This is a genomic window from Serinicoccus sp. JS2-9 (genome assembly GCF_059025165.1).
Genome location: NZ_CM180091.1, coordinates 2464788 through 2489579, shown reverse-complemented (window position 1 = coordinate 2489579; position 24792 = coordinate 2464788). Strand labels below are relative to the sequence as shown.

General features: G+C 71.7%; 25 protein-coding genes. 5 read left to right on the top strand and 20 right to left on the bottom strand.

Annotation, left to right across the window (positions count from 1 at the left end):
* Positions 1-4: 4 nt before the first annotated feature.
* The 6 genes from hisH to AC5PYY_RS11970 form a co-directional block, all read right to left on the bottom strand.
* A complete protein-coding gene (hisH, locus tag AC5PYY_RS11995; protein WP_493897037.1) occupies positions 5-613 on the bottom strand; it encodes an imidazole glycerol phosphate synthase subunit HisH in 609 nt (202 codons plus the stop codon).
* Complete coding sequence (hisB, locus tag AC5PYY_RS11990) at positions 610-1680, bottom strand: bifunctional histidinol-phosphatase/imidazoleglycerol-phosphate dehydratase HisB (protein ID WP_493897036.1); 1071 nt, start codon at positions 1678-1680, stop codon at positions 610-612. Before hisB ends, hisH begins: the two co-directional genes overlap by 4 nt.
* A complete protein-coding gene (gene hisC, locus AC5PYY_RS11985; protein ID WP_493897035.1) occupies positions 1677-2795 on the bottom strand; it encodes a histidinol-phosphate transaminase in 1119 nt (372 codons plus the stop codon). Before hisC ends, hisB begins: the two co-directional genes overlap by 4 nt.
* The gene (gene hisD / locus AC5PYY_RS11980; RefSeq protein WP_493897034.1) at positions 2792-4105 is read right to left on the bottom strand and encodes a histidinol dehydrogenase; all 1314 of its coding nucleotides are present in this window, start codon (positions 4103-4105) and stop codon (positions 2792-2794) included. The genes hisC and hisD overlap by 4 nt, the downstream gene beginning before the upstream one ends.
* The gene (gene hisG / locus AC5PYY_RS11975; protein ID WP_493897033.1) at positions 4102-4974 is read right to left on the bottom strand and encodes an ATP phosphoribosyltransferase; all 873 of its coding nucleotides are present in this window, start codon (positions 4972-4974) and stop codon (positions 4102-4104) included. The genes hisD and hisG overlap by 4 nt, the downstream gene beginning before the upstream one ends.
* 136 nt (positions 4975-5110) lie before the next feature.
* Complete coding sequence (locus AC5PYY_RS11970) at positions 5111-5458, bottom strand: YerC/YecD family TrpR-related protein (protein ID WP_493897032.1); 348 nt, start codon at positions 5456-5458, stop codon at positions 5111-5113.
* A gap of 202 nt (positions 5459-5660) precedes the next feature.
* Here AC5PYY_RS11970 and AC5PYY_RS11965 point away from each other — a divergent pair, with 202 nt between their 5' ends.
* Positions 5661-6353, top strand: coding sequence for a peptidylprolyl isomerase (locus AC5PYY_RS11965; protein ID WP_493897031.1), 693 nt, complete (start codon positions 5661-5663; stop codon positions 6351-6353).
* A gap of 55 nt (positions 6354-6408) precedes the next feature.
* Here the strand turns inward: AC5PYY_RS11965 and hisS are convergent, their stop codons facing one another.
* Complete coding sequence (gene hisS / locus AC5PYY_RS11960) at positions 6409-7806, bottom strand: histidine--tRNA ligase (RefSeq protein ID WP_493897030.1); 1398 nt, start codon at positions 7804-7806, stop codon at positions 6409-6411.
* 76 nt (positions 7807-7882) lie between these two features.
* Here hisS and AC5PYY_RS11955 point away from each other — a divergent pair, with 76 nt between their 5' ends.
* The gene (locus tag AC5PYY_RS11955; protein ID WP_493897029.1) at positions 7883-8563 is read left to right on the top strand and encodes a GTP pyrophosphokinase; all 681 of its coding nucleotides are present in this window, start codon (positions 7883-7885) and stop codon (positions 8561-8563) included.
* Positions 8564-8677: 114 nt separating this feature from the next.
* Here the strand turns inward: AC5PYY_RS11955 and AC5PYY_RS11950 are convergent, their stop codons facing one another.
* Together AC5PYY_RS11950 and AC5PYY_RS11945 are read right to left on the bottom strand one after the other, a co-directional pair.
* Positions 8678-9697: a 1-aminocyclopropane-1-carboxylate deaminase gene (locus AC5PYY_RS11950; RefSeq protein WP_493897028.1), complete on the bottom strand. Its 1020-nt coding sequence runs from the start codon at positions 9695-9697 to the stop codon at positions 8678-8680.
* Between the two features lie 35 nt (positions 9698-9732).
* Entirely contained in the window at positions 9733-10443 is a 711-nt protein-coding gene (locus AC5PYY_RS11945) for an MBL fold metallo-hydrolase (protein ID WP_493897027.1), read from the bottom strand.
* 140 nt (positions 10444-10583) lie between these two features.
* On the opposite strand from AC5PYY_RS11945, the gene AC5PYY_RS11940 reads away from it, so the two are divergent.
* Together AC5PYY_RS11940 and AC5PYY_RS11935 are read left to right on the top strand one after the other, a co-directional pair.
* Positions 10584-12287 (top strand): DUF349 domain-containing protein, encoded by a 1704-nt coding sequence (locus AC5PYY_RS11940; RefSeq protein WP_493897026.1) that lies wholly within the window; start codon positions 10584-10586, stop codon positions 12285-12287.
* Positions 12287-13618 (top strand): M18 family aminopeptidase, encoded by a 1332-nt coding sequence (locus tag AC5PYY_RS11935; RefSeq protein ID WP_493897025.1) that lies wholly within the window; start codon positions 12287-12289, stop codon positions 13616-13618. The genes AC5PYY_RS11940 and AC5PYY_RS11935 overlap by 1 nt, the downstream gene beginning before the upstream one ends.
* A 3-nt stretch (positions 13619-13621) precedes the next feature.
* Here AC5PYY_RS11935 and AC5PYY_RS11930 read toward each other — a convergent pair whose 3' ends face one another.
* The 10 genes from AC5PYY_RS11930 to AC5PYY_RS11885 form a co-directional block, all read right to left on the bottom strand.
* On the bottom strand, positions 13622-15940 hold the full coding sequence (locus tag AC5PYY_RS11930; RefSeq protein ID WP_493897024.1) for a RelA/SpoT family protein: 2319 nt from the start codon (positions 15938-15940) through the stop codon (positions 13622-13624).
* Between the two features lie 60 nt (positions 15941-16000).
* Positions 16001-16537 (bottom strand): adenine phosphoribosyltransferase, encoded by a 537-nt coding sequence (locus AC5PYY_RS11925; RefSeq protein WP_493897023.1) that lies wholly within the window; start codon positions 16535-16537, stop codon positions 16001-16003.
* A 36-nt stretch (positions 16538-16573) separates the two neighbouring features.
* Positions 16574-17788 (bottom strand): protein translocase subunit SecF, encoded by a 1215-nt coding sequence (gene secF / locus AC5PYY_RS11920; RefSeq protein WP_493897022.1) that lies wholly within the window; start codon positions 17786-17788, stop codon positions 16574-16576.
* Entirely contained in the window at positions 17788-18075 is a 288-nt protein-coding gene (locus AC5PYY_RS11915) for a hypothetical protein (protein ID WP_493897021.1), read from the bottom strand. Before AC5PYY_RS11915 ends, secF begins: the two co-directional genes overlap by 1 nt.
* Positions 18045-19796: a protein translocase subunit SecD gene (gene secD, locus AC5PYY_RS11910; protein WP_493897020.1), complete on the bottom strand. Its 1752-nt coding sequence runs from the start codon at positions 19794-19796 to the stop codon at positions 18045-18047. Before secD ends, AC5PYY_RS11915 begins: the two co-directional genes overlap by 31 nt.
* Positions 19793-20170 (bottom strand): preprotein translocase subunit YajC, encoded by a 378-nt coding sequence (yajC, locus tag AC5PYY_RS11905; protein WP_493897019.1) that lies wholly within the window; start codon positions 20168-20170, stop codon positions 19793-19795. Before yajC ends, secD begins: the two co-directional genes overlap by 4 nt.
* Positions 20171-20343: 173 nt before the next feature.
* Positions 20344-21477, bottom strand: a complete 1134-nt coding sequence (gene ruvB / locus AC5PYY_RS11900; protein WP_493899370.1) for a Holliday junction branch migration DNA helicase RuvB — start codon at positions 21475-21477, stop codon at positions 20344-20346.
* 44 nt (positions 21478-21521) lie between these two features.
* Positions 21522-22130 carry a Holliday junction branch migration protein RuvA gene (gene ruvA, locus AC5PYY_RS11895; RefSeq protein ID WP_493897018.1) on the bottom strand — a complete coding sequence of 203 codons (609 nt, stop codon included), beginning with the start codon at positions 22128-22130 and terminating at the stop codon, positions 21522-21524.
* On the bottom strand, positions 22127-22843 hold the full coding sequence (gene ruvC / locus AC5PYY_RS11890; protein WP_493897017.1) for a crossover junction endodeoxyribonuclease RuvC: 717 nt from the start codon (positions 22841-22843) through the stop codon (positions 22127-22129). Before ruvC ends, ruvA begins: the two co-directional genes overlap by 4 nt.
* Positions 22844-23033: 190 nt before the next feature.
* The gene (locus AC5PYY_RS11885) at positions 23034-23804 is read right to left on the bottom strand and encodes a YebC/PmpR family DNA-binding transcriptional regulator (RefSeq protein ID WP_493897016.1); all 771 of its coding nucleotides are present in this window, start codon (positions 23802-23804) and stop codon (positions 23034-23036) included.
* An 89-nt stretch (positions 23805-23893) separates the two neighbouring features.
* Between AC5PYY_RS11885 and AC5PYY_RS11880 the strand changes: the two genes are divergently transcribed.
* Positions 23894-24181, top strand: a complete 288-nt coding sequence (locus AC5PYY_RS11880; RefSeq protein ID WP_493897015.1) for a hypothetical protein — start codon at positions 23894-23896, stop codon at positions 24179-24181.
* On the opposite strand, the gene pdxT is transcribed toward AC5PYY_RS11880, so the two are convergent.
* Entirely contained in the window at positions 24173-24763 is a 591-nt protein-coding gene (gene pdxT, locus AC5PYY_RS11875) for a pyridoxal 5'-phosphate synthase glutaminase subunit PdxT (RefSeq protein ID WP_493897014.1), read from the bottom strand. The two genes, AC5PYY_RS11880 and pdxT, sit on opposite strands and share 9 nt — an antisense overlap.
* Positions 24764-24792 lie beyond the last annotated feature (29 nt).

Genomic DNA, 24792 nt, shown 5'->3' with positions numbered 1-24792 from the left:
ACCATCATCGGTCGACCTCCGTCAGGAAGTTTCGCAGAAGTCGCGCGCCGAGCCCTGCTGAACGTTCCGGGTGGAACTGCGCACCCCAGCGCAGGCCGGAGCGCACGACGGCGGTCCAGGGGGTGCCGTGCTCGGTGGAGGCGAGGGTATGCGGCCCGGTCGGCGCCGCGAAGGAGTGCACGAAGTAGGCGCGCTCCCCCGCCTCGATACCGGTGAGGATCGGGTCGTCGGCCAGGTCGGTCAGGGTGTTCCACCCCATGTGCGGCACCCGCACGCCCGGACGTGGAGGTATGCCGACCACCTCACCGGGGACGAGCCCGAGCGTCTCCACGCCACCGTCCTCCTCCGAGCGGTCGAAGAGCAGCTGCATGCCGAGGCATACCCCGAGCAGCGGAGCCTGCACCTGGGTGAGCACGTCAACCAGTCCGAGCTCGCGCAGCCGGCGCATGCCCGCCCCCGCAGCGCCGACGCCGGGCAGGATGACGCGGTCCGCGGCGAGGATGTCGCCCGCGTCGGCGGTCAGCCGGGAGGTCGCCCCGAGCCGCTCCAGCGCGTAGCTGACCGACCCGATGTTGGTGCCTCCGCCGTCGACGAGGGCGACGGTGAGGCTCACAGCACGCCCTTGGTGGAGGGCAGCTCGCTCGCGTCGCCCTGGCGGGCGATGCCCATCCGCAGCGCCCGCGCGACCGCCTTGAAGCCGACCTCGATCATGTGGTGGGTGTTGCTGCCGGTGACCGACAGGTGCAGGGTGCAGCGCATCGCGTCGGCGAAGCTGCGCCAGAAGTGCTCGACCATCTCGGTCGAGAAGTCACCGACGGCCTCCCGGTCGAAGCTGCCGTCGTAGGCGAAGAAGGGGCGCCCCGACAGGTCCAGCGCGGCCGTGGCCTGCGCCTCGTCCATCGGCAGGGTGAAGCCGTAGCGGCCGATGCCGCGCTTGTCGCCGAGCGCGGTGCGGATCGCCTCGCCGACCGCCAGCGCGACGTCCTCGACGGTGTGGTGGTCGTCGATGTGCAGGTCGCCCTCGCAGGCGACCCGCATCCGGAAGCCGCCGTGCTTGGCGAGCTGGTCGAGCATGTGGTCGTAGAAGCCGATCCCGGTGGAGATCTCGCTGCCGCCGGTGGCGTCGAGGTCCACGTCGACGCTGATCCGGGTCTCGGAGGTAGCGCGCTCCACGTGCGCGGTGCGCGGCCGGTCGGCGAGCTCGTGCGCGATCTGGCCCCAGGCGTCGCCGGGCAGCAGGTAGGTCCGCACGCCGAGGTTGTCGCCGAACTCGCGGTCGGTGTCGCGGTCGCCGACCATGACCGTGCGGCCCCAGTCCACCGAGCGGTCCTTGAGCAGGTGCACGACCATGCCGATGCCCGGCTTGCGGGTCCACGGCGCGTCCGGGCCGCCGTGGTGGGGGTCGATGAAGACGTCCTTGAAGCGCACTCCCTGGCTCTCCAGGACCTGCAGCATGAACTCCTGCGGCCCCTCGAAGTCCTCCGTGGGGAAGCTGTCGGTGCCCAGGCCGTCCTGGTTGCTCACCATCACCAGGTCGTAGCCCGCGTCCTGGATCCGCAGCAGCGCCGGGATCACGCCGTCGACGAAGCGCACCTTGTCGAGCGCGTCGACCTGGTGGTCGGCCGGCTCGTGGAGGATCGTGCCGTCGCGGTCGACGAAGCAGATCGGGCGGGTGCTCATGCGGGGTTCTCCTCGGGGGTCGTGACGGCGCGCTGCAGCGCCTCCATCTCGGGTGCGCTGCCGATGGTGACGCGCAGCGCGTCGTGCAGGCCGGGCAGGTGCCTCATATCGCGCACGACGATCCCGGCCCGCAGCAGGGTATGCAGCAGCGCGTCCGGGTCGTCGCACCGGATGAGGAAGAAGTTGGCCTCGCTGGCGTAGACCGCCTCGACGCCGTCGAGGTCGCGCAGCAGACGCCCCACCTGGTCGCGCAGCCGCAGGACCTGGCCGACGTGTTGCTCGGTGGCGTGCAGGGCCTGCGTGCCGAGCGCCTCCAGGGCGAGCTCGGTCACGGGTGCGGGGAGGGGGTATGGCGCCTGCACCCGGCGCAGCACGGCGGCCAGGTCTGCGTGGGCCAGCGCGATGCCGACGCGGGCGCCGGCGAGGGCGTGCGCCTTGGAGAGGGTGCGCAGCACGACGAGCGTCGGGTGCTCCTCGAGCAGGGTCACGGCCGAGCGCTGGGCGGCGAACTCACCATAGGCTTCGTCGACCACCACCACGGCCTGGTCTGCGAGATCCTCTGCGAGAGAGGCGATCTCGCGCAGTGGCACCACTGAGGCGGTCGGATTGCCGGGTGAGGCCAGGAAGACGATCCGGGCACCGTTCTGCCGGGCTGCCGTCGCGACGGCGGCGGTGTCGACCCGCCAGGTGAGCTCGTCGTCGATCTGGGGCACGTCGATCACCGGGACGCCGTGCAACCGGGCCGAGACGGCATACATCCCGAACGTGGGAGAGGTGACGACGACCGCGTCGCCGCCGGGTCGACACAGCGCCCGGATGAGCAGCTCGATGCACTCGTCGCTGCCGCGCCCCACGACGACCCGGTCGGGGGTGGTGGCCCAGAGGTCGGCGAAGGCCTCGACGAGGGGCGCCGGCTGGGGCGCGGGGTAGCGGCGGCAGGCGCCGCTCCCGTCCGCGGCGCTGGGAGTGCCGGACTCGTTGGCGTTCAACCAGATCCGCGGCTCCCCGAGGTCGGGGGCGCTGACCCGTGCCGAGGAGTATCCGGCGAAGTCGCGCAGGTCCTCCCGGACCAGCTCGGCGGGGAAGCCCGCGAGGTCAGAGTCCCCGCCGGTCACGGCGCGGCCTCGGCGTGCGTGCGAGCCAGGCGCCGCGTCACCGCCCGCTGGTGGGCGTGCAGCGCCTCGGCCTCGGAGAGCGTCACCGCGCACGGCCCGACGGTGGCCAGGCCTGCGGGGGTGGCCTGCTGCACGGTCATCGCGATCTGGAAGGCGGCGACGTTGACCCCGCCGGTGAAGCGGGCGGCGCCGGCGGTCGGCAGGACGTGGTTGGTGCCGGAGCAGTAGTCGCCCAGGGTCTCCGGGGTGTGGTCGCCGAGGAAGACGGAACCGGCGCGGTCGATCCGCTCCACCCAGGCCCGTGGGTCACGCAGGGCCAGGATGAGGTGCTCGGGCGCGTAGTCGTTGGACACGTCGACGGCAGTGCCGAGATCGGGGGTCACGACCAGTCGGGAGGAGGCCAGCGCCTTGCGGGCGATGTCGGCGCGCGGCAGGCTCTCCACCTGCTCCTCGACCTGCGCGGCGACCGCCTCGGCCAGCTCCCGTGAGTCGGTGAGCAGGACGACCTGGCTGTCCGGGCCGTGCTCGGCCTGGGAGAGCAGGTCGGCGGCGACGAACTCCGCGTCAGCCCCGGCGTCGGCGACGACCAGGACCTCCGAGGGTCCGGCCGGCATGTCGATGCCCGGCCCTCCCTCGGCCGTGCTCACCTGCCGCTTGGCCTCGGTGACCCAGGCGTTGCCCGGACCGAAGAGCTTGTCGCACATCGGGATCGACGCGGTGCCGTAGGCCATCGCGGCGATCGCCTGGGCCCCGCCGACGAGGAAGATCTGCTCGATGCCGCACTCGGCGGCGGCCGCGAGCACGGCCGGGTCGGCGGTGCCGTCGGGGCGCGGCGGGGTGCACAGCACGACCTCGGGGCATCCGGCGAGCTGCGCCGGGACGCCCAGCATGAGCGCGGTGCTCGGCAGCGGCGCCGAGCCGGCGGGCACGTAGAGGCCGACCCGCCGGATCGGACGGACCACCCGCTCGCACGTCACGCCGGGAGCCGTCTCCACGGCATACCCCTGCTGCATGCCGGCCTCGTGGAAGGTGCGGATGCGGGCTGCGGCCTCCGAGATCGCTTGGCGCAGAGTGGGATCCAAGGATCGCGCGGCGGCGTCGCGGTCGGCGACGTCGACCGCGATCGTGGTGAGCTCTGCGCCGTCGAACCGTGCGGTGAGCTCGCGTAGGGCCTCGTCGCCACGCTCCCTCACCTGCGCGAGCAGGTCCGCGACGCCGGCGGTGACCTCCGGGCCCGCTGCCGCGGTGCCGCGGCGCAGGGCCTCGGCCCGCTGCTCGTCGTCGAGGTCGGCCCAGGTGAGGACGTTCATGCGAGCATCCCCTCGACCGGGAGGACCATGAGGTTGTGGGCGCCCTCGCGCTTGAGGTCCTCGAGCTTGGCCCAGGAGACCGAGCCGTGCACGAGCATCTGGATCGCGACCTCGTCACGACCGTCGACCGCCATGACCGTCGGCTCGTGGCCGCCGGGCAGCAGCGGCAGCACCCGGTCGAGCAGCTCGCGCTCGACGCGCAGCATGAGCAGCCGCGACTCCTTGAGCTGCACCGCCCCGTCGAGGCGGCGCAGCAGCAGGTCGGCGATCTCCTGCCGGCCGTCGTCGAGCGGCTGGCCGGGACCGGCGATGACCGCCTCGCTGTGGAGGATCGTCGTCACCGGCTTGAGCTGGTTGGCGCGCAGCGTGCCCCCGGTCGACACCAGGTCGCAGACGACGTCGGCCTGCCCCAGCCGCGGCGCGATCTCGACCGAGCCGTTGAGCAACACCGGCTCGGCGTCGACGTCGTGCTCGCGCAGCCACCGGCCGAGGGTGTGGGGGTAGGACGTGGCGATGCGCAGCCCCGCCAGCTGCTCCGGGCCGGTCCACTCCTGCTCGTCGGAGATGGCGACGTCCAGGCGGCAGGTCCCCCAGCCCAGCTGGCGCCACTCGGTGAGCTCGACCCCGCGGCCTTGGGCCTCGCGGGCCAGGCCGTGCTCCACCAGGACGTTGCGCCCGACGATGCCGAGGTCGCAGACACCGTCGGCGATGAGCCCGGGGATGTCGTCGTCACGCACAAGCAGCAGGTCGACCGGCAGGCTCTCGCCGTAGCAGAAGAGTTTGTCGCGGCTCTCGCGCCAGGTGAGGCCGCACGAGGCCAGCAGCTCGCGGGCCGGCTCACCGAGGCGGCCGGACTTCTGGAGCGCCACGCGGAGACGTTCGCGCGGCTGGGCAGGCGGGGTCATCGGGGCCTTTCGACACAGGATGGGGGTGGACGGTGGATGGGCGAGGCCGGATCGGACGGAGGCCACGCGGGGCGGCGGGCGGCCAGCGGCGGAGGTCGCGTCAGGGGGTCGGCTGACCCACCGGATGCTCATGGTCCTGATGCGCCTGATGCGTCTGGGCAGCCTGTAACGCGGTGCGGTAGCCACCGCCCTCGCCCTCCAGGCACCGGGCGATCCGCCCGACGGTCGTGACGCTCACCCCGGTGGCGTCGTGGATCTGCCGGTACGACAGACCCTCGGCGAGCAGCGGCACCACGGACCAGCGGTCGGCCAGCGCCTCGATCTCGGCAGGGGTGCACAGGTCCTCGAGGAAGGCGTCCACGCGCGCCGGGTCATCCAGCGCGGCGAGCACCCGCGTGAGCTGCGTACGGGTGCGCGCGTCGCGCGCGGTCGCGTCCCGCTGCTTCATGGCTGCTCCTTCCGCGTGCTCTCGAGGTCGCTGGGTGGCCCCACGGCTGTGGCCAACTCGCTGCGTTGGTGTAGCAACGCACTAGTACGCTATCACGCCCACCCGGCCCCTCCCCCACCCCCACCGGGCGTCGCCCATGGTTGCCCTCCTCCCCACCGAGCGTCGCGCATGGTTGCTCACCACTCGGTGCGAAGATACGCGTATGCGTCGCGCCCTTCTCCCTGCCGTCACCAGCCTCGTCATCCTCGCCGGATGCGGAGGTGAGGCCACCTACCCCGGCGCCGACGATGACGAGACACAGAGCGGCGACACGCCCGCCGCGACCTGCGCGGAGCCGCCGGCCGCGCCATCGGACGTGACGACATACACCCAGGACGACCTGCCGGCGCCGATGAGCGGTGACGCCGAGACGATCGAGGCCACCGTCGAGACGACCTGCGGCGACATCGATCTGGAGCTCTACGCCGCGGACGCGCCCCAGACCGTCGCCTCCTTTGCGTTCCTCGGGTCGGAGGGCTACTGGGCCGACAGCCCGTGCCACCGCCTCACGACGAGCGGCATCTACGTGCTGCAGTGCGGCGACCCGACCGGGTCCGGCAGCGGCAACCCGGGCTACGGCTACGGCATCGAGAACGCGCCGGCCGACGGCCTCTACCCACCCGGCACGCTCGCGATGGCGCGCACCTCCGACCCCGAGAGCAACGGCGGTCAGTTCTTCATCGTGTATGACGACACCCAGCTCCCCGTCGAGGGCGGCGGTTACAGCATCTTCGGTCGGGTGACCGGTGGGCTCGAGATCGTCGAGGCGGTCGCGGAGGCGGGCACCACGGGCGGCGGCGGGGATGGTGCTCCGGCTCAGCCGATCAGCATCCTCTCGGTGACCGTCGAGGAGTGACCCGGAGAGGATCGGTGCACCAGGACCGATCCTCTCCGCAGCCGCCTGGCCCGACTCAGACCTGGGGTTGTGCGAGCTCCACCCGCAACGCGCTGACTACCTCGTCGCGCGGCACGGTGAACTGGTCCTGCCGCCTCAGGTCCTTGAGCGTCACCGTGCCGTCGGCGACCTCCTGCTGGCCCAGCAGGGCGACGAAGCGGATGCCGGCGCGATCCGCATACTTCAGCTGCTTGCCGAGCTTGCCGCCATCCAGCACGGCCTCGGTGTTGATCCCGCCGTGCCGCAGCTGCGAGGCCAGCGCGAGCTGCTCGTCCAGCAGCTCGGCATCGACCTGCGGCACCAGCACCTGCACCGTCGACTCCCCCACCGAGGCGTCGATGAGGCCGGCCTCACGCAGTTGCCAGAAGAGCCGAGACAGCCCGATCGAGATGCCGACCCCCGGCAGCCGCGACGTGGTGTACTGCCCGGCGAGGTCGTCATACCGCCCGCCCGAGCAGATCGAGCCGAGCTCGGGGTGCTCATCCAGCGTCGTCTCGTAGACCGTGCCGGTGTAGTAGTCGAGCCCGCGCGCGACCGAGAAGTTGAGGCAGTAGTTGCTCTCCGGCACACCCAGTGCACGGACCAGCGAGAGGACCTCACGCAGCTCGGCCACGCCGTCGGCCAGCGCCTGGCTCCCTGCCGAGGCCGCCGAGACCTCGTCCAGGCGCGCCAGGGCGTCGTCGTGCCCGGTCGACCGGGAGGCCGCGAAGGTGAGGATCTGCTCGACCGCATCCGCCGACAGCCCGAAGCCCTCCCCCGTCAGCGTCGTCCGGAGGTAGTCGGCGCCCCGCTTGTCCAGCTTGTCGACCTCGCGCAGCACCGCCGCCTGCGCCTCCGGGTCGGTGATGCCGAGGTCTTCGTAGAACCCGCGCAACAGTCGGCGGTTGTTGATCTGGATGGTGAAGTCGCCGATCGCGAGGTCGGTGAAGATGGCGTTGATGATCGCGGGCGCCTCGGCGTCGTGCCGCACCGACAGCTCGTCCTTGCCGATGATGTCCACGTCGCACTGGTAGAACTCCCGGAAGCGCCCGCGCTGCGGCCGCTCGCCGCGATAGACCCGCTGCATCTGGTAACGCCGGAACGGGAAGGTCAGCTGGTGCTCGTGCTCGGCGACGTAGCGTGCCAGCGGCACAGTGAGGTCGAAGCGCAGCGCCATGTCCGGCAGCGACTCGTCCCCGCCTTCTCCACGCGCCTTCTCCAACGCGCCGGTGGACTGCACGAAGTATACCTGCCGCTCGGTCTCCCCGCCGGTCTTGGTGAGCAGCACGTCGGAGCGCTCGAAGACCGGCGTCTCGATCGGCAGGAAGCCGAACCGCTCGTAGCCCGACCGGATGGCGTCCAGCATCCGCTGGAAGGCCACCTGCTCGGGCGGGAGCAGCTCGAGGACACCGGAGGGCGTGCGCGGGGAGATCACCCGCGAGAGTCTAACGAGCGGCGCGCTGTGACCTGCTTCACAGGACGACCCCAGCCGCGTGCAGCAAGATGGGGGTATGAGCACCGCTGCCGCTGCCCGCCAACCCTCGCTCGACCTCGCGCCGAATCAGGGGATCACGCCGGAGCAACTGCGGGAGATCGGTGGGCAGCTGCAGCGCTTCCTGCTGGAGTACGAGTTCGCGCTCCGGGAGGTCGAGACCAAGATCGAGATCCTGCGCGACGAGTTCGCGCACATGCACGCCTACAACCCGATCGAGCACGTCTCCAGCCGGGTCAAGTCACCGGAGAGCCTACGCGAGAAGGTGCTGCGCCGCGGTCTCTCCCTCGACCTAGACACGATCCGCCGCGAAATCACCGACATCGCCGGCATCCGCATCACCTGCAGCTTCGTCACCGACGCTTACCGCATCTTCGACCTGCTCACCCAGCAGGACGACATCCGCGTCTGCCGCGTCTCGGACTACATCGCCGAGCCCAAGGCCAACGGCTACAAGAGCCTGCATGCCATCGTCGAGATCCCGGTCTTCCTCTCCACCGGCCGCGTCGACATCGCCGTCGAGGTGCAGCTGCGCACCATCGCCATGGACTTCTGGGCCAGCACCGAGCACAAGATCCACTACAAGTACGACGGCAACGTCCCCGCGGGGCTCCTCGACGAGCTCAAGACTGCGGCCGACAGCGCCGCCGAGCTCGACGCGCGGATGCAGCGGCTGCACCGCGAGCTGCACGGGGCCTAGGACGGTCGGGCTGCGGGGCGCTTGTTGCGGGGCGCTTGTCGCGCACCGCACGCCCGGGCGTGCGACACGCCGCAGAGCATGGACGCCCGGTGCGCGACACGCCGGTGGGTCCGCTCAGCCCCAGAGCCGGTGGTAGGCGTTGATCGCCGGCTGCCCGCCGAGGTGGGCGTAGAGCACGGTCGAGTCGGCCGGAATCTCCCCGCCGGAGACCAGGTCGATCAACCCGGCCAGCGACTTCCCCTCGTAGACCGGGTCGGTGATCATCGCCTCCAGCTCGGCGCCGAGGCGCATCGCCTCCATGGTCGACTCCACGGGTATGCCGTAGAGGTCGCCGGCCCACCCCTCGAGGACGGTGATCTCGTCCTCCCGCAGGTCACGCCCCAGGTCGATGAGGTCTGCGGTATGCCGCGCGATCCGCTCCACCTGGGCCCGCGTCTTCTCCAAGGTCGCCGAGGCGTCGATGCCCAGGATCCGGCGCCGCACCCCCGTGACCGCCTCCAGCGCTGCGAATCCGGCGATCATCCCCGCGTGGGTCGACCCCGTCACGGTGCACACGACCACGGTGTCGAAGGTGACGCCCAGCTCACGCTCCTGCTCGGCGACCTCGAAGGCCCAGTTGGCGAAGCCGAGGCCACCCAGAGGGTGTTCGGAGGCGCCGGCGGGGATCGCATACGGCGTCCCTCCCGCCTCCTCGACCTCCGCCAGCGCGTCCTTCCACGAGTCGCGGATCCCGATGTCGAAGCCGGCCGGGTCCAGGCGCGAGTCCGCCCCCATCATCCGGGAGAGCAGGATGTTGCCCACCTGGTCGTTGGTGGGGTCCTCCCACGGCACCCATTTCTCCTGCACCAGACGGCACCTCAGCCCAAGATGCGCCGCCACCGCCGCGACCTGGCGGGTGTGGTTGGACTGGTAACCACCGATGGAGACCAGCGTGTCCGCCCCGGAGGCCAGCACGTCGGGCACGATGTATTCGAGCTTGCGGGTCTTGTTGCCGCCGAAGGCGAGGCCGGAGTTGACGTCCTCGCGCTTGGCCCAGACCTGCGCCCCGCCCAGGTGCTCGGAGAGGCGGCGAAGATGGTGGACGGGGCTCGGTCCGAAGGTGAGCGGGTGGCGGGGGAAGTCGTGCAGCTTCATGGCATCGTCCTGGTCGTCGGGGCGCAGGGTGCGGGTCAGAGCGAGGCGAGATAGGGGTTGCTCGCCCGCTCGCGGGCCATCGTCGTCGCCGGTCCGTGGCCGGGCAGCACCAGTGAGCTGTCCGCCAGCGGCAGCACCACCTCGCGGAGGCTCCGCTGCATCGCAGCCGGGTCGCCGCCGGGCAGATCGGTGCGACCGATGGAGCCGGCGAAGAGCACGTCGCCGGAGAGCACGGTCCGGTCCAGCTCGTCGGCGGGTATGCCGTCCGGCACCTCGTGCGTCGAGAAGAGCACCGATCCCTCGGTATGCCCGGGTGCGTGGGCCACCTCGATCTGCAGGCCGGCCAGTTCGAGCGTCGGGTGGTCGTCGCCTGCGGCGCCGAACTCCACGATCCGCTCCGGCTCGGTCCACGTGGCGCGCCGGCCGAACTGCTGCTCCAAGGCTGCGACGAGCTCGGGGCTCATGGTCGAGAGCGGATCGGTCAACCGGTAGCGGTCGTCGGTGTGTATGTGCGCCGCCACCGCGGTGTCGCCGCCGCAGACGGGTGTGACAGCATACACGTGGTCGAGGTGGCCGTGCGTGAGCAGCACCGCCGCGGGCCGCAGGCGGTGCTCGGCCAGCACGTCCTGCACGCGCTGCTCCACCCCGATGCCCGGGTCGACGATGAGGCACTCCTCGCCCTCGGCGTGGGCGATGACGTAGCAGTTGGTGGCGAACGCGTCGGCGACGATGCTGCGGACGAACATGGCTCGAGCCTACGCACGGGCGAGGCGCGCCCCATACCGACGGGTGTGCCGGTGCAGCGCCCGGTAGGGTCGGAGCACCTATGTCATGTCGAGGCGGCCCCGATGGTCGCGCTCGCGGTCCCCGGAGAGAGGCCACCATCGTGTCCGAGCAGACGTCGTCCACCACCGAGCCCGACGAGGGCGCCGAGCCGCAGGTCGTGGCGACCGAGGACGTCGAACCTGAGATGGCCCCTGCAGCCCCGGAGCCCGAGGCGAGCGAGCCCGGGCCGGAGCAGAGCGAGGCGGAGCCCGAGGTGACGCCGAGCGAGCCGGAGCCCGAGGCGAGCGAGCCGAAGCCCGAGCAGAGCGAGGCTGACCCCGAGGCGACGCCGAGCGAGCCGGAGTCCGAAGCGGCGCCCGAGCCCCAGACCCCCGCCGCGGTGGCGCCAGCCCCGAAGCCGCCAGCCCCGAAGCCGGGCGCCCCATCGCCGGCGATGTTCGCCGCCCGCAAGCCCGCGGCCCCGCGTCCCGCCGCCCCCGGCGGTGGCGCACCGTCCGGCCCCTCGAGCGTCTCCTCCACGGCGGCACCCCCCGCTCCCCCCGTGCCGTCGACCCCGAGCGAGTCGATGAAGCATGGCCGCGTCGCCGAGGACGGCACCGTCTTCGTCATCGCCGCCGACGGGTCCGAGCGGGAGGTCGGCTCCTATCCCGGTGCCAGCTCCGAGGAGGCCCTGGCCTACTTCGCCCGCAAGTACGACGAGCTCGTCGCCGGCGCCGACCTGCTCAAGGCCCGGCTCGCCGGCACCGAGGTCTCCAGCCACGACGCGCGGCAGTCCCTCAACCACCTGAAGGAGCAGATCGGCGACGCGCACGTCGTCGGTGACATCGCCGCACTCGAGGCGACCGTCGCCCACCTCGAGACCGAGGTGAAGACCAAGGCGCGCATGGAGCAGGAGCAGCGCGCGGTCGCCAAGGCCGAGGCCGGCGTCGAGCGCGAGAAGATCGTCGTGGAGGCCGAGACGCTGGCCGCCAGCGACCCGTCCAGCATCCAGTGGAAGCAGGGCAGTGCCCGCGTCCGCGAGCTGCTGGAGGAGTGGAAGGCGCACCAGCGCTCCGGGCCCCGCCTGGACAAGGACGTCGAGAACGCCCTGTGGCAGCGCTTCAGCCACGCCCGCTCGGCCTTCGACAAGATGCGCAAGAGCTGGTTCGCCCAGCTCGACGAGGAGCACGGTCAGGCCAAGGCCACCAAGGAGCGCCTCGTGCGCGAGGCCGAGGCGCTCTCCACGAGCAAGGACTGGGGCGCCACGGCCGGCGCCTTCAAGCGCCTCATGCAGGACTGGAAGCGCGCCGGTCGCGCCTCCCGCGCCGACGACGACGCCTTGTGGGCGAAGTTCAAGGCCGCGCAGGATTCCTTCTTCAACGCCAAGGACGAGGTGGTCGCCGCCGAGGAGGCGGAGTACGCCGAGAACCTCACCGTGAAGGAGGCGCTGCTCGTCGAGGCCGAGGCGATCACCGTGGACGAGCGCCACCTGGACCAGGCCAAGGCCGAGCTGCGCAAGATCCAGGACCGGTGGGACGAGGCCGGCAAGGTGCCCCGCGGCGACATCAAGCGGGTCGAGAACCGGCTCCGCGCCGTGGAGCAGAAGGTCCGCGACATCGAGGACTCGCAGTGGCAGCGCAGCGACCCCGAGCTCAACGCCCGCGCCCAGTCGATGGTCGACCAGCTGGAGCGCGCCGTGCAGGGCCTGGAGGCCGACCTCGCTGCCGCTCAGGCCGCGGGTGAGGACACGTTGGCGAAGGATCTCGAGTCCGAGCTCGCCACCAAGAAGCTCTGGCTGGACTCCGCCCGCGGCGGCCTCGCCTGATGCCGGCGGCCGACCTCGCCACCCAGGTCACCGAGGTCGCCGAGGGGCTGTGCGGCTACCTCGACGCCTCACCCTCACCGTTCCACGCGGTCCACGCGGCCCAGGAGCTGCTCACCGAGGCGGGCTTCACCGAGGTGGACGAGACCGACCCGACCCCCTCGGAACCCGGCAGCTACGTCGTGCGCCGGGGCGGCTCGCTCCTCGCGTGGTCCACCGCCCATCTGCCGGCGGACCGACCGGCGCACACGGCATACCGGGTCGTGGGAGCGCACACCGACTCCCCCAACCTACGGATCAAGCCGCAGCCGGACTGGACCCGCGCCGGGTGGCAGATGCTCGGCGTCGAGGTCTACGGCGGTGCGCTGACCAACTCCTGGCTGGACCGTGACCTCGGGCTCTCCGGCCGGGTCGCCGTGCGCGACGCGGACGCCCCGGGTGGCGTGGGCCAGCTGCTGTGGCGCTGCGACGACCCGCTGCTGCGGGTCTCCCAGCTGGCGATCCACCTGGACCGCACCGTGCGGACCGAGGGCCTGAAGCTCAACGACCAGCAGCACCTGGCGCCGCACTGGAGCCCGGGCGGTGACGGCGCCAGCACCTTCCGCGACTGGCTCGCCGGCCAGGTCGACGTCGTGCCGGACGACCTCCTCGGTGTCGACGCGATGACCCACGACCTCACGCCGGCCCGGCGGATCGGTGGGGACGGCGAGCTCATCGCCTCGGCCCGGCTCGACAACCTCGCGACGTCGTATGCCGCCGTGCGCGCCCTGCTCCAGGCCGTCGCCGAGCCCTCGGACCGGCCGCACGTGCCGCTCATCGTGCTCTTCGACCACGAGGAGGTCGGCAGCACCTCCGAGCGGGGTGCGCAGTCGACCTTCCTGCCGGCCTGGCTGGAGCGGATCGTGCTCTCCGCGGGCGGCACCCGAGAGGACTACTGGCGCGCGCTCGCCGGATCGGTGATCGCTTCCGGCGACATGGCGCACGCCACCCACCCCAACTACGCCGAGCGGCACGAGCCGGAGCACCCGATCGCGATGAACGGCGGGCCGGTGCTCAAGGTCAACACCAACCTGCGCTACGCCACCGACTCGCTCGGCGCCGCGGCCTTCGCGCTCGCCTGCGAGCAGGCGAGGGTCCCGATGCAGACCTTCGTCACCCGCTCCGACCTGCCCTGCGGGTCCACCGTCGGCCCCATGACCTCGGCCCTCACCGGCGCGACGACGGTCGACTTCGGTGCGCCGGTGCTCTCCATGCACTCCACCCGGGAGATCTGCGGCACCCTCGACCAGGCGGGGTATGCCGCCGCCCTCGCCGCCTTCCTCGCCCCCGCGTAAGGCTCAGGCGGTGCCGCGCCGGTGCGGGTCGGTGCTCGTCGTGCCGGTGACGCGGTAGGCGTCGAGCACGGCGGGGATGCGCCGCACCGCCCGGATGACCGAGTCGAGGTGCGAGGGGTCGGCCATCTCGAAGGTGAACTTGCTCAGCGCCACCCGGTCGCGGCTGGTCTGGACCGAGGCCGACAGGATGTTGACGTGCTGCTCGGAGAGCACCCGCGTGATGTCGGAGAGGAGCGCCGAGCGGTCCAGCGCCTCGACCTGCATGTTGACGAGGAAGGTGCTGGACGAGGTCGGCGCCCACGCGACGGGGATGATCCGCTCCGGTGAGCCCTTCCGCAGGTGCTCGGCGTTGGTGCAGTCGGTGCGGTGGACCGACACGCCCTTGCCATGGGTGACGAAGCCCAGGATCGGGTCGCCCGGCACCGGGGTGCAGCACTTGGCGATCTTGACCCACACGTCATCGGCGCCGACCACGGTGACCCCGGGATCGGTCTGCTGCACGCGCCCGCGCCGCGGCCGGACCGCCTCGGCGAGGTCCTCCTCGGTGCCGTCCTCGCCGCCCAGCGTCGAGAGCAGCTGCTTGACCACGTGCTGGGCGGAGACGTGGTTCTCCCCCACCGCGGCGAAGAGGCCCTCGATGTCCTTGTAGTTGAGCCCCTGCGCCACGGCGGTGAGGTTGTCGTGGCTCATCAGCCGCTGCAGCGGGGCGTTCTGCTTGCGCAGCACCTTGGCAATCTCGTCCCGCCCGGACTCGACCATCTCCTCGCGCCGCTCGCGGGTGAACCACTGCCGGATCTTGTTGCGGGCCCGCGGGCTCTTGACGAAGGTCAGCCAGTCCCGGCTCGGCCCGGCGTCCTGCGCCTTGCTGGTGATGACCTCGCAGACGTCGCCGTTGGCGAGCTCGGAGTCCAGCGGCGCCAGCTTGCCGTTGACCCGGCCGCCCACGCACCGGTGCCCGACCTCGGTGTGCACGGCGTAGGCGAAGTCCACCGGCGTCGCCCCGGCCGGCAGGGCGATGACGTCGCCGTTCGGGGTGAAGACGTAGACCTCGGCCGCGCCCATCTCGAAGCGCAGCGAGTCGAGGAACTCGCCCGGGTCCGCGGTCTCCTGCTGCCAGTCGATGAGCTGCCGGAGCCACTGCATACCCTCCGGCATCCCCGGACCACCGTCGGCGCCGGCGGCCGTGCGCGTGCCGTCCGGGCTCTGCTCCTTGTACTTCCAGTGCGCCGCGACGCCGTACTCCGCGCGGCGGTGCATCTGGTAGGTCCGGATCTGGATCTCGACGGGCTTGCCGCCCGTGCCGATGACCGTCGTGTGCAGCGACTGGTACATGTTGAACTTCGGCATGGCGATGTAGTCCTTGAACCGCCCCGGCACCGGGTTCCACCGGTTGTGCAGGGCGCCGAGCACGGCGTAGCAGTCCTGGATCGAGTCGACGAGCACCCGCACCCCGACGAGGTCGTAGATCTTGTCGAAGTCGTGACCCCGCACGATCATCTTCTGGTAGACCGAGTAGTAGTGCTTCGGCCGCCCGGTCACCGTGGCCTTGATCTTGGAGCCGCGCAGCTCCTCGGAGATCTCCGCCCGGATCCGGGTGAGCATCTCCTCCCGAGCAGGCGCCCGATCGGCCACCATCCGCACGATCTCGTCGTAGACCTTGGGATAGAGCTGGGCGAAGGAGAGGTCCTCCAGCTCCCACTTGATGGTGTTCATCCCCAGCCGGTGGGCCAGGGGCGCGTAGATCTCCAGCGTCTCCTGCGCCTTGCGGGCCGCGCTCTCTTCGGACACGTAGCGCCAGGTCCGGGCGTTGTGCAGCCGGTCGGCGAGCTTGATGACCAGCACCCGGATGTCCTTGGCCATCGCGACGACCATCTTGCGGACCGTCTCGGCCTGCGCCGCGTCGCCGTAGGTCATCTTGTCGAGCTTGGTGACCCCGTCGACCATCATGGCGATCTCGTCACCGAAGTCGGAGCGCAGCTGCTTCAGCGAGTATGGCGTGTCCTCGACCGTGTCGTGCAGCAGTGCCGCCGCGATGGTGGAGGGGGTCATGCCGAGCTCGGCGAGGATCGTCGCCACCGCGAGCGGGTGGGTGATGTAGGCGTCGCCGCTCTTGCGCTGCTGCCCCTTGTGCATGTCGTCGGCGACGGCATAGGCCCGCTCGATGAGCGCGAGGTCAGCCTTGGGGTGGGTCGCCCTGACCGAGCGCAGCAGCGGCTCGAGGGCGGGGTTGGTGCTGGCCCGGGTGCCCCCGAGTCGGGCCCACCGCGGCCGCAGCCCGCCACCCACCCGCGTGGGGGGTGTGCTGGGGGCAGGGTCGCTCATGGACCAAGCATAGGCGGTGCGGCTGAGCGCGACACATCCCCTGGCCTGCGGCGGAGCCGGTCAGACGCTGACCAGGCAGTGCAGGTCGTAGCCCTCCAGCTTGTCCCGACCCTGCAGGGCGCCGATCTCCAGCACGAGCTCGATCGCGGCCACGCTGGCGCCGCAGGTCTCGATGAGCTCGCAGGTCGCGGCGAGGGTGCCGCCGGTGGCCAGGACGTCATCGACGACGAGGACCCGCTCCGCGTGGGAGACGGCGTCCTGGTGGATCTCGAGCGTCGCGGTGCCGTACTCCAACGTGTAGGACTGGCTGTGCACGGCCGCGGGGAGCTTGCCGGCCTTGCGCACCGGCACGAAGCCGACCCCGAGCTCGTGCGCGATCATCGCGCCGAGGATGAAACCCCGCGCCTCGATCCCGGCGACGACGTCGACCGCGCCCCGGCGGCGCTGCACCGCGTCGTCCACGATGCGGTCGCGCAGCTCGCGGTCCAGCAGCACGGGCGTGAAGTCCTTGAAGACCACGCCCTCCTCCGGGAAGTCCGGGATGTCACGCATCCCGGCGAGGACGTCGTCGGCCAGCTGGGCATCAGGGGTCGCCATGGGCACCGATCCTAGGGGTGGGTCGAGGTGCCTGTTTCAGCGGCGACGCTTGCGCTTGGGCTGGTTGCGCGGGCCGCGCTGGGCGTAGGGGTGCAGCTGTCGCCCCTGGGCCGCCTGCCGGGTGCCGCTCGTGCCCTCGCCACCGGTCGCCTCGCTTGCGCCGACACCGGCACCGACCGGGACGGCCGAGTCGTCCGCGTCCCCCAGCCCGTCGATCTGATCGCCCTCGACGTCCGCGTCGGAGTCGTCGGCCCGGCCCGAGCGGGCCTCCCGCCGTGCCCGGGACTTCTTGACGCCGGCGTCGTGCTTGCGGATCGTCAGCTCGCCCTCGCGCAGGTGCACCAGGAGCGGCGTGGCGATGAAGATCGAGGAGAAGGTCCCGACCGCGATGCCGATGAACAGCGCCCAGGCCAGGTCGACCAGCGTGCCGGGCCCGATGAGGGCGAGGCCGACGACGAGGATGACGGCGACGGGCAGCAGCGCCACGATGGAGGTGTTGATCGAGCGGACCAGCGTCTGGTTGACGGCCTGGTTCGCGGCCTCCCCGAAGGTCTGCCGCTTGGTGTCGAACGCGTGCTCGGTGTTCTCCCGGACCTTGTCGAAGACGACGATCGTGTCGTAGATCGAGTAGCCGAGGATGGTGAGGAAGCCGATGACCGACGCCGGCGACACCTCGATCCCGAGCAACGCGTAGACCCCGACGGTGAAGAGCACGTCGTGGATGAGCGCAACCAGGGCGGCGACCGCCATCTTCCAGGTGTGGAAGTAGAGCGTCAGCACCAGCGTCACCAGCGCCAGGAAGACCGCCAGGGCGATGAGCGCCCGCTGGGTGACGGTCTCACCCCAGGAGGGTCCGACGAAGGAGCTGGTGACGTCGGCGACGTCCACCCCGAACTCCGCTGCCAGGTCGGCGCGCGCCGCCTCGGCGTCCGCGTTGGCGAGCTGACCCGTCTGGACCCGGACCGTGTCGTCGCCGATCTGGGTCACCGAGATGGTGCCCTCCGGGGCGACGTCCTCGACGACCTCGCTGGCGCGGGTCTCGTAGTCCTCCATCTGACTCACGCCGCTGATGCGGAGTTCGGAGCCACCGCTGAACTCGATGCCGAAGTTGAGCCCGCGGCCCAGCAGCCCGACGAGCGAGACCGCGATGAGCACCGCCGAGAGGACATACCAGAAGCGGCGCCGACCGACGATGTTGTAGGACTTCGCGCCGGAGTAGAGGTCGTTGCCGAGGCGGGAGAAGCGCGACATCAGACCACACCGCCTTCCAGTTCTTCCCGGGTATGCCGTCGGCGCCCCGGGGCGATGACGTCGGGCTCGCGCACCTGTCCCCGCCCGAGGTAGGCCGAGCGCTTCGCGCCCAGGCGCTCGGGCTCCATACCGGACCACTTCTTGCCCTCGCCGAAGTAGCGGGTGTTGGCCAGGATGCTGACCAGCGGGTGGGTGAACATGAAGACGACGAGCAGGTCGATGACGGTCGTCAGGCCCAGCGCGAAGGCGAAGGCCTTCACCCCGGCCTCGGAGAGCAGGTAGAGCACCGAGGCGGCGATGAGGTTGACGACGTCGGAGATGATGAGCGTCCGCCGCGCGCGCTCCCACCCGGTGTCGACGGCATACCGCAGCGGCCGGCCCGCACCTCGTCCCGGATGCGCTCGAAGTAGACGATGAAGCTGTCCGCCGTGATGCCGATCGCGACGATGAGCCCGGTGACCCCGGCCATCGTGAGGCGGAAGTTGTTGGCCCAGCCGAGCAGCGTCACCGAGCCATAGGCCAGCACGGCCGCGATGAGCAGCGAGCCGATCGCGACGAGACCGAGCGCGTGATACTGCACCAGCATGTAGACGAAGACGAGCGCGAGGCCGATGATCCCGGCGATGACGCCCCAGCGCAGCTGCTCACCACCGAGGGTGGGGCTGATCTGCTCGGAGGTCTGCACCTCGAAGGACAGCGGCAGCGCGCCGAACTTCAGCTGGTTGGCCAGCGTCTGGGACTCCTCGGGCGTGAAGTTGCCGGTGATGGTCGCCACGCCGTTGGAGATGACGCTGTTGACCGACGGGGCGGAGATGACGGCGCCGTCGAGCACCATCGCGAAGCGGTTCTGCGCCGAGTCCTGGGGGTAGCCGTAGAGCCGCGAGGTAACGGCCGAGAAGGTCTGGCCGCCCTCGGTGTCGAAGCTCAGGACGACCTGCCACCGGCCGGTGGGCGCGCCGCCCTGGACCGTCTCCGCGCTCGCGGTGGCGTCGGTGATCGCGCCACCGGTGAGCTCGACCGGGCCGAGGATGTATTTCTCCGCGCCCTCGGCGTCGCACGCCACCGTGGGTTCGTCCAGGGTGGCCGACGACACCTGCGAGGCGACGTCCTCGACGGCGCAGTCGAGCGCGGTGAACTGCTCCTGCAGCTCGGGCGTGATCTGGGCCAGGCTGGAAGGATCCTCCGGCAGCGGCTCCTCCTCCACGGGCGCGGTGGTGGTCGCGTCGTCGGTGCTGCCCGCGTCGTCGGCGGGCACGCCCGGCGCTACGGTCTCGCTCGCGTCGTCGGAGCCGGAGAGCCGGGTGCCACCGCGGTTCTCGTCCTCGGTCTGCTCGGCCTCGTCGGAGGAGGGCTCGCCCTCCTCGACGCTGTCGCCCGTCTCGGCCTCCTCCTCGGCCTGCTGCTGAGCCTCCTCCTGGGCGTCGAGCTGCGCCTGCAGCTGCTCCTCGGCCACGCTGGGCGGCAGCGGCAGGGTGCGCTGCTCCGGCAGCTCCGGCGCGACCGGCGCGGCGACGAGCACCGGACGGAAGCGCAGCTGGGAGGAGCGGGAGAGCGCCTCGACCTGCTCGGCCGTGGGGTTGCCCGGGATGGCGACCGAGATGTTCTGACCCATCCGGGTGACCTCGGCCTCGGTGACGCCGCCACCGTCGACGCGGCGGCGGATGATGTCGATGGCCTGGTCCAGCTGGTCGTCGGAGACCGAGCTGCCGTCCTCGGTGAGCGGCTCCATGACGATCTGGCGACCACCGGCGAGGTCGAGACCGAGCTGGGGGGTGAGCGAGGCCTGCGGCTCGGCCCAGAGGCGGGCCGCACCGATGCCCCCGAAGAGCAGCAGGGTCACGACGAGCAGGCTCAGGAGGGTGCGCAACGGGCCGCGCACTCGGGCCTTGCGCTGCTGGGTGGCGCGGGGCGCGCTCGAGCGCCCGCGTCCCTGCCGCCGGCCACCGGTCGCTCCGGCTCCGGGCAGGTCCTCGTCCTCGCGCCGCGACGACGGCGTCGAGAGCGTCATCGGCGAGGCTCCTCGCCGGGGCCGTCGGTCGGCTCGTCGTCCGTGGGCGTCGAGGGCGACGATGCCGGTCCCCCGCCGGGCACCATCGACATGGGCAGGATCGCGCGGCGCTGGTAGCGCAGGACGACGCCGTCGGCGACCTCGAGATGCACGGTGCCGGTGTCGGTCTCGATCGCGCGGACCACGCCATACATCCCGGCGGTGGTCATCACCTCCTGCCCCGGCGCCAGCGACTGCTGGGCGTCGTTCACGGCCCGGGCGCGGCGGCGCTGGCTGAACATGAGGAAGAGCAGGAACAGGATCGGCAGTGCCAAGATGAGCAGCGTGAAGCCGGAGCCTCCCGCGCCCGCAGCGGCGCCGGTCGCGAGTGTCATGGAGTTGACCCTTCGGAACGTGTCTCGTGGGCGCCGAACGCGGCACCACTCGGCCCGCCCCGCGCACGCGGTGCGGAGGCAGGCACCCGGGGCAGTCTAGGTGAGTCGGCTGGGGCGACCAAAGAGGCGCCCCGCGTGATCCGGGCGTGACGCGGCGTCACCGCCGGCGGCGCTCACGCACCGTCCAGCGGCAGGGTCGGCGCCCCCTCACCACCGCCGAGCCGCCCACCCCCGGCACCAGAGACGCCAGGGATCGAGCCGGGTATGCCGCCGCTCGCCTCACGCGGTGGCGTGAGACCCAGGTGCTCCCAGGCGGCCGGGCTCGCGGCGCGACCCCGAGGCGTCCGCACCATGAAGCCCTCCCGGACCAGGTAGGGCTCGGCGACGGTCTCGACCGTGTCGGGCTCCTCCCCCACCGCCACGGCCAGCGTCGACAGCCCGACGGGCCCACCGGCGAAGCGGGTGCAGAGGGCGTCGAGGACCGCCCGGTCGAGGCGGTCCAGGCCGAGCTGGTCGACGTCGAAGAGGGCCAGCGCTGCCCGGGCGGCCGGCTCGTCCACGACGTGCTCGCCGTGCACCTGGGCCCAGTCGCGCACCCGGCGCAGCAGCCGGTTGGCGATGCGCGGCGTGCCGCGTGAGCGGGAGGCGATCTCGGTGATGCCGGGGGTGTCGGCGTCGATCGACAGCAGCTCGGCGTTGCGCCGCAGGATGGCCACCAGGTCGTCGGTGGCGTAGTAGTCGAGGTGGCCGGTGAAGCCGAAGCGGTCGCGCAGCGGCGCCGGGAGCAGGCCGGCCCGGGTGGTGGCCCCCACCACGGTGAAAGGCGGCAGCTCCAGCGGGATGGCGGTGGCGCCCGGCCCCTTGCCGACGATGACGTCCACCCGGAAGTCCTCCATCGCCAGGTAGAGCATCTCCTCGGCGGGCCGGGCCATCCGGTGGATCTCGTCGAGGAAGAGCACCTCTCCCTCGACGAGGGAGGACAGGACCGCGGCGAGGTCGCCGGCGTGCTGGATGGCAGGACCGCTGGTGATGCGGATGGGCTGCTCGAGCTCGCCCGCGATGATCATCGCCAGCGTCGTCTTGCCCAGCCCCGGCGGCCCGGAGAGCAGCACGTGGTCCGGTGGTGAACCGCGGCGGCGGGCCGCCTCCAGGACCAGCCCGAGCTGGTCGCGGACCCGCCGCTGCCCCGGGAAGTCCGCCAGCCGGCGGGGCCGCAGGGCAGCCTCGATGCGGCGTTCCTCGTCGGTGCCGGCCGGGTCGACCACGCGCGACGACGGGTCGACGCCGTCCGTCGCGTCACCGGTCAGGTCCTCCGCCCCGACCTCCCGGGAGCCATCGTCGTAGGGCTCGCTCACCGGCCGAGCTCCCGGAGGGCCGCGCGAAGGAGCGCAGCCACGTCGGACGGGGCGTCGTCGCCTGAGCCGACCGTGACCAGGGCACCGTCCGCCTGCTTGGTGGTCCACCCCAGGCCCTGCAGCGCCTCGCGGACCTGCTGGTGCACGGCGTCGTCACCGCCGGCGACAGACGGGGTGGAGGGCGAGACCCCGGCCTCGACGCCGACCGCGAGGATCTTGTCCTTGAGCTCGAGGACCAGCCGCTCGGCCGACTTGCGGCCGATGCCCGGCACCTTGGTCAGCGCCACGAGGTCGCCGTGGGCGATGGCCGCCCGGACCTCGTCGGGCGAGTGGACCGCGAGCATCGCCAACGCCAGGCGCGGGCCGACGCCGCTGACCGTCTGCACCTGCTCGAACAGCGCCTTGCCGTCGGCCCGGGCGAAGCCGTAGAGGGTCAACGACTCCTCGCGCACCACGAGGGTCGTCTCGAGCGTCACCTCTTCCCCCGTCGTGCACTCCGCGGCGGTGGCGGGCGTCGTGTGCAGGAGCAGGCCGACCCCGCCGACCTCGACGACGACGTGGTCGAGCCCGACGTGACGGACGGGTCCGCGGACCGAGGCGATCACGGGGTGCTCCTCCTGCTGGTGGTGGGATCCGTGCTGGAGGCTGCGCTGCGGGAGGCTGCGCTGCGGGACACTGCCGTGCGTGACCCTGCACGGGCCGAGGCCCGTGAGGTGGCCGCCCGTGCAGCCGTGCGGTGCTCGGCGTGCAGTTGCGCCAGCCGGTTGGGCGCGGCCTGGGCCGCCTGCCGCTCGGCGTCCTGGATGCGGTTGGTGCCGATCGCAGCGTCGCCCATCCGGCTCTGCGCGGCGCCCCGCCACAGGTGACAGATGGCCAGCGCCAGCGCGTCCGCCGCGTCGGCGGGTCTGGGAGTCTGCTCGAGCGACAGGATGCGGGTGACCATGTGGCCGACCTGGGCCTTGTCGGCCCGGCCGTTGCCGGTCACCGCCGCCTTCACCTCGGAGGGGGTGTGCAGCGCCAGCGGGAGACCCAGCCGCGCCGCGGCGAGCATCGGCACGGCCGAGGCCTGGGCGACGCCCATGATGCTGCTGTTGCGGGTGCCTGCGAAGACCCGCTCCACCGCGACCGCCTCCGGGCGCGTCCGGGCCAGCCATTCGTCGATCTCGGTCTGGAGCGTCAGGAGCCGCTCCTGCGGGTCGTCCGTGGTCGGCGTGCGCACGACCCCGACCTCGACGAGCCTCAGCTGACGACCCGGCAGCCCCTCGACCACGCCCAGACCGCACCGGGTGAGGCCGGGGTCGACGCCGAGCACACGCATACCGGACTCCTCCCGCGCCGCGCGCCTCGTCGACCGGGCCGCGGAGCCTGCTGTAGGTGTGGACAGATGTTCGCACCCCACGCTACACAGCCACTCCGACACCCCACTCCCACGACACGCCCACACCCCCACCGGGCGTCGCGAATGGTTGCCCCAGCACCACCCGGGCGTCGCGCATGGTTGCTTGCCGCTACTCCTCCGTGTCCAGCTCGGCGAGCACCTCGTCGGAGATGTCGGCGTTGGAGTAGACGTTCTGCACGTCGTCGCAGTCCTCCAGGGCATCCACCACGCGCATGACCTTCTTGGCCCCGTCGGCGTCGAGCGGCACCTCCATGCTCGGCACGAAGGTGACCTCCGCCGAGTCGTAGTCCATCCCCGCGCCCTGCAGCGCGGTCCGCACCGCCACGACGTCGGTGGCCTCGGAGATGATCTCGAAGGACTCCCCGACGTCCTCGATCTCCTCGGCGCCGGCCTCGAGCACGATCTCCAGCAGCGAGTCCTCGTCGGTCTCGCCGCGCTCCTGTTCCTTGCCGACGACGACCTGCCCCTTGCGGTCGAAGAGGTAGGCGACCGAGCCGCTGTCGGCCATCGACCCGCCGTTGCGGGTCAGCGCGGTGCGGACCTCCATGACGGCGCGGTTCTTGTTGTCGGTCAGGCACTCGATGTAGAGCGCGACGCCACCGGGGGCATACCCCTCGTAGACCAGGGACTCATAGCTTGCGCCGCCCGCCTCGGCCCCGGACCCCCGCTTGACCGCGCGGTCGATGTTGTCGTTGGGCACCGAGGACTTCTTGGCCTTCTGGATGGCGTCGTAGAGCGTCGGGTTGCCGGTCGGGTCTCCCCCACCCATCCGGGCCGCGACCTCGATGTTCTTGATGAGCTTGGCGAAGAGCTTGCCGCGCTTGGCGTCGATCGCGGCCTTCTTGTGCTTGGTCGTCGCCCACTTGGAGTGACCACTCATCGTTGCTCCTTGGCTGTCGTCGCAGGGTCGGTATGCCGCTCGGCCGCCGGTGCGGTGCCGGGAGCGGATCGACGTCCTAGGCTACCCGCATGGCTGGGGACCCACGTGAGGTGCAGATCCGACCGCGCACGCCCGCCGATGTGCTGGTCCTTGCCGAGGCGCTCATGGCGCAGCAGCCCGACACGGGCTATCCGATGCGCAACCCGCTTCCCTTCCCGCCCGAGGAGTTCGTGGCGCGGCCCTACGACGTCATGGCCTGGGTCGCCGAGGTGGACGGTCTCGCTGCCGGCCACGTGGCGGTCACGCGGGTCGGCGACGACGACCTCGGGCGGTCCTTCGCCGACAGCACCGGTATGCCGATCGACGAGTCAGCCTGAGGCCATCCGCACGAAGAGGTCGTGCAGCCGGTGGTCGCCGGTGACCTCGGGGTGGAAGCTCGTGGCCAGCAACGACCCCTGACGCACCGCTACCGGGTGCCCGTCCACGGCCGCGAGCACCTCGACGCCCTCCCCCAGCCGCTCCACCCAGGGGGCGCGGATGAAGACGGCGGGGAACGGCATACCCGGATCGGCCAGGCCCTCCACCACGAGGTCGACCTCGAAGCTGTCGACCTGCCGCCCGAAGGCGTTGCGCCGCACCGTCATGTCGATGCCGCCGAAGGTCTTCTGCTCGCGGTGACCATCGAGGATCTCATCGGCGAGCTGGATCATGCCGGCGCAGGAGCCGTAGACCGGGAAGCCGGCGGCGATGCGCTCCCGGATCGGCTCGTGCAGTCCGAAGATGCGGCACAGTCGGTCGATCGTGGTCGACTCCCCGCCGGGTATGACGAGTCCCGCCAGACCGTCCAGCTCGGCCGGTCGGCGCACCAGGCGTGCGGTCGCCCCGGACGCGCCGAGCGCGGCCGCGTGCTCGCGCACGTCGCCCTGGACGGCGAGGACGCCGATGGTGGGAAGAGTCACGAGCGGGAAGTCTAGGGCGGTGGCCGCGG

Coding starts and splice junctions, on each gene's coding strand:
- AC5PYY_RS11880 (WP_493897015.1), top strand. CDS start 23,894: ATGGCTGGGGACCCACGTGAGGTGCAGATCCGACCGCGCACGCCCGCC.
- AC5PYY_RS11925 (WP_493897023.1), bottom strand. CDS start 16,537: ATGGCGACCCCTGATGCCCAGCTGGCCGACGACGTCCTCGCCGGGATG.
- AC5PYY_RS11945 (WP_493897027.1), bottom strand. CDS start 10,443: ATGTTCGTCCGCAGCATCGTCGCCGACGCGTTCGCCACCAACTGCTAC.
- AC5PYY_RS11885 (WP_493897016.1), bottom strand. CDS start 23,804: ATGAGTGGTCACTCCAAGTGGGCGACGACCAAGCACAAGAAGGCCGCG.
- AC5PYY_RS11970 (WP_493897032.1), bottom strand. CDS start 5,458: ATGAAGCAGCGGGACGCGACCGCGCGCGACGCGCGCACCCGTACGCAG.
- AC5PYY_RS11930 (WP_493897024.1), bottom strand. CDS start 15,940: ATGAGCGACCCTGCCCCCAGCACACCCCCCACGCGGGTGGGTGGCGGG.
- AC5PYY_RS11965 (WP_493897031.1), top strand. CDS start 5,661: ATGCGTCGCGCCCTTCTCCCTGCCGTCACCAGCCTCGTCATCCTCGCC.
- AC5PYY_RS11950 (WP_493897028.1), bottom strand. CDS start 9,697: ATGAAGCTGCACGACTTCCCCCGCCACCCGCTCACCTTCGGACCGAGC.
- secD (WP_493897020.1), bottom strand. CDS start 19,796: ATGACGCTCTCGACGCCGTCGTCGCGGCGCGAGGACGAGGACCTGCCC.
- yajC (WP_493897019.1), bottom strand. CDS start 20,170: ATGACACTCGCGACCGGCGCCGCTGCGGGCGCGGGAGGCTCCGGCTTC.
- AC5PYY_RS11955 (WP_493897029.1), top strand. CDS start 7,883: ATGAGCACCGCTGCCGCTGCCCGCCAACCCTCGCTCGACCTCGCGCCG.
- ruvC (WP_493897017.1), bottom strand. CDS start 22,843: ATGCGTGTGCTCGGCGTCGACCCCGGCCTCACCCGGTGCGGTCTGGGC.
- AC5PYY_RS11935 (WP_493897025.1), top strand. CDS start 12,287: ATGCCGGCGGCCGACCTCGCCACCCAGGTCACCGAGGTCGCCGAGGGG.
- hisB (WP_493897036.1), bottom strand. CDS start 1,680: ATGAGCACCCGCCCGATCTGCTTCGTCGACCGCGACGGCACGATCCTC.
- secF (WP_493897022.1), bottom strand. CDS start 17,788: ATGTCGCGCTTCTCCCGCCTCGGCAACGACCTCTACTCCGGCGCGAAG.
- hisD (WP_493897034.1), bottom strand. CDS start 4,105: ATGAACGTCCTCACCTGGGCCGACCTCGACGACGAGCAGCGGGCCGAG.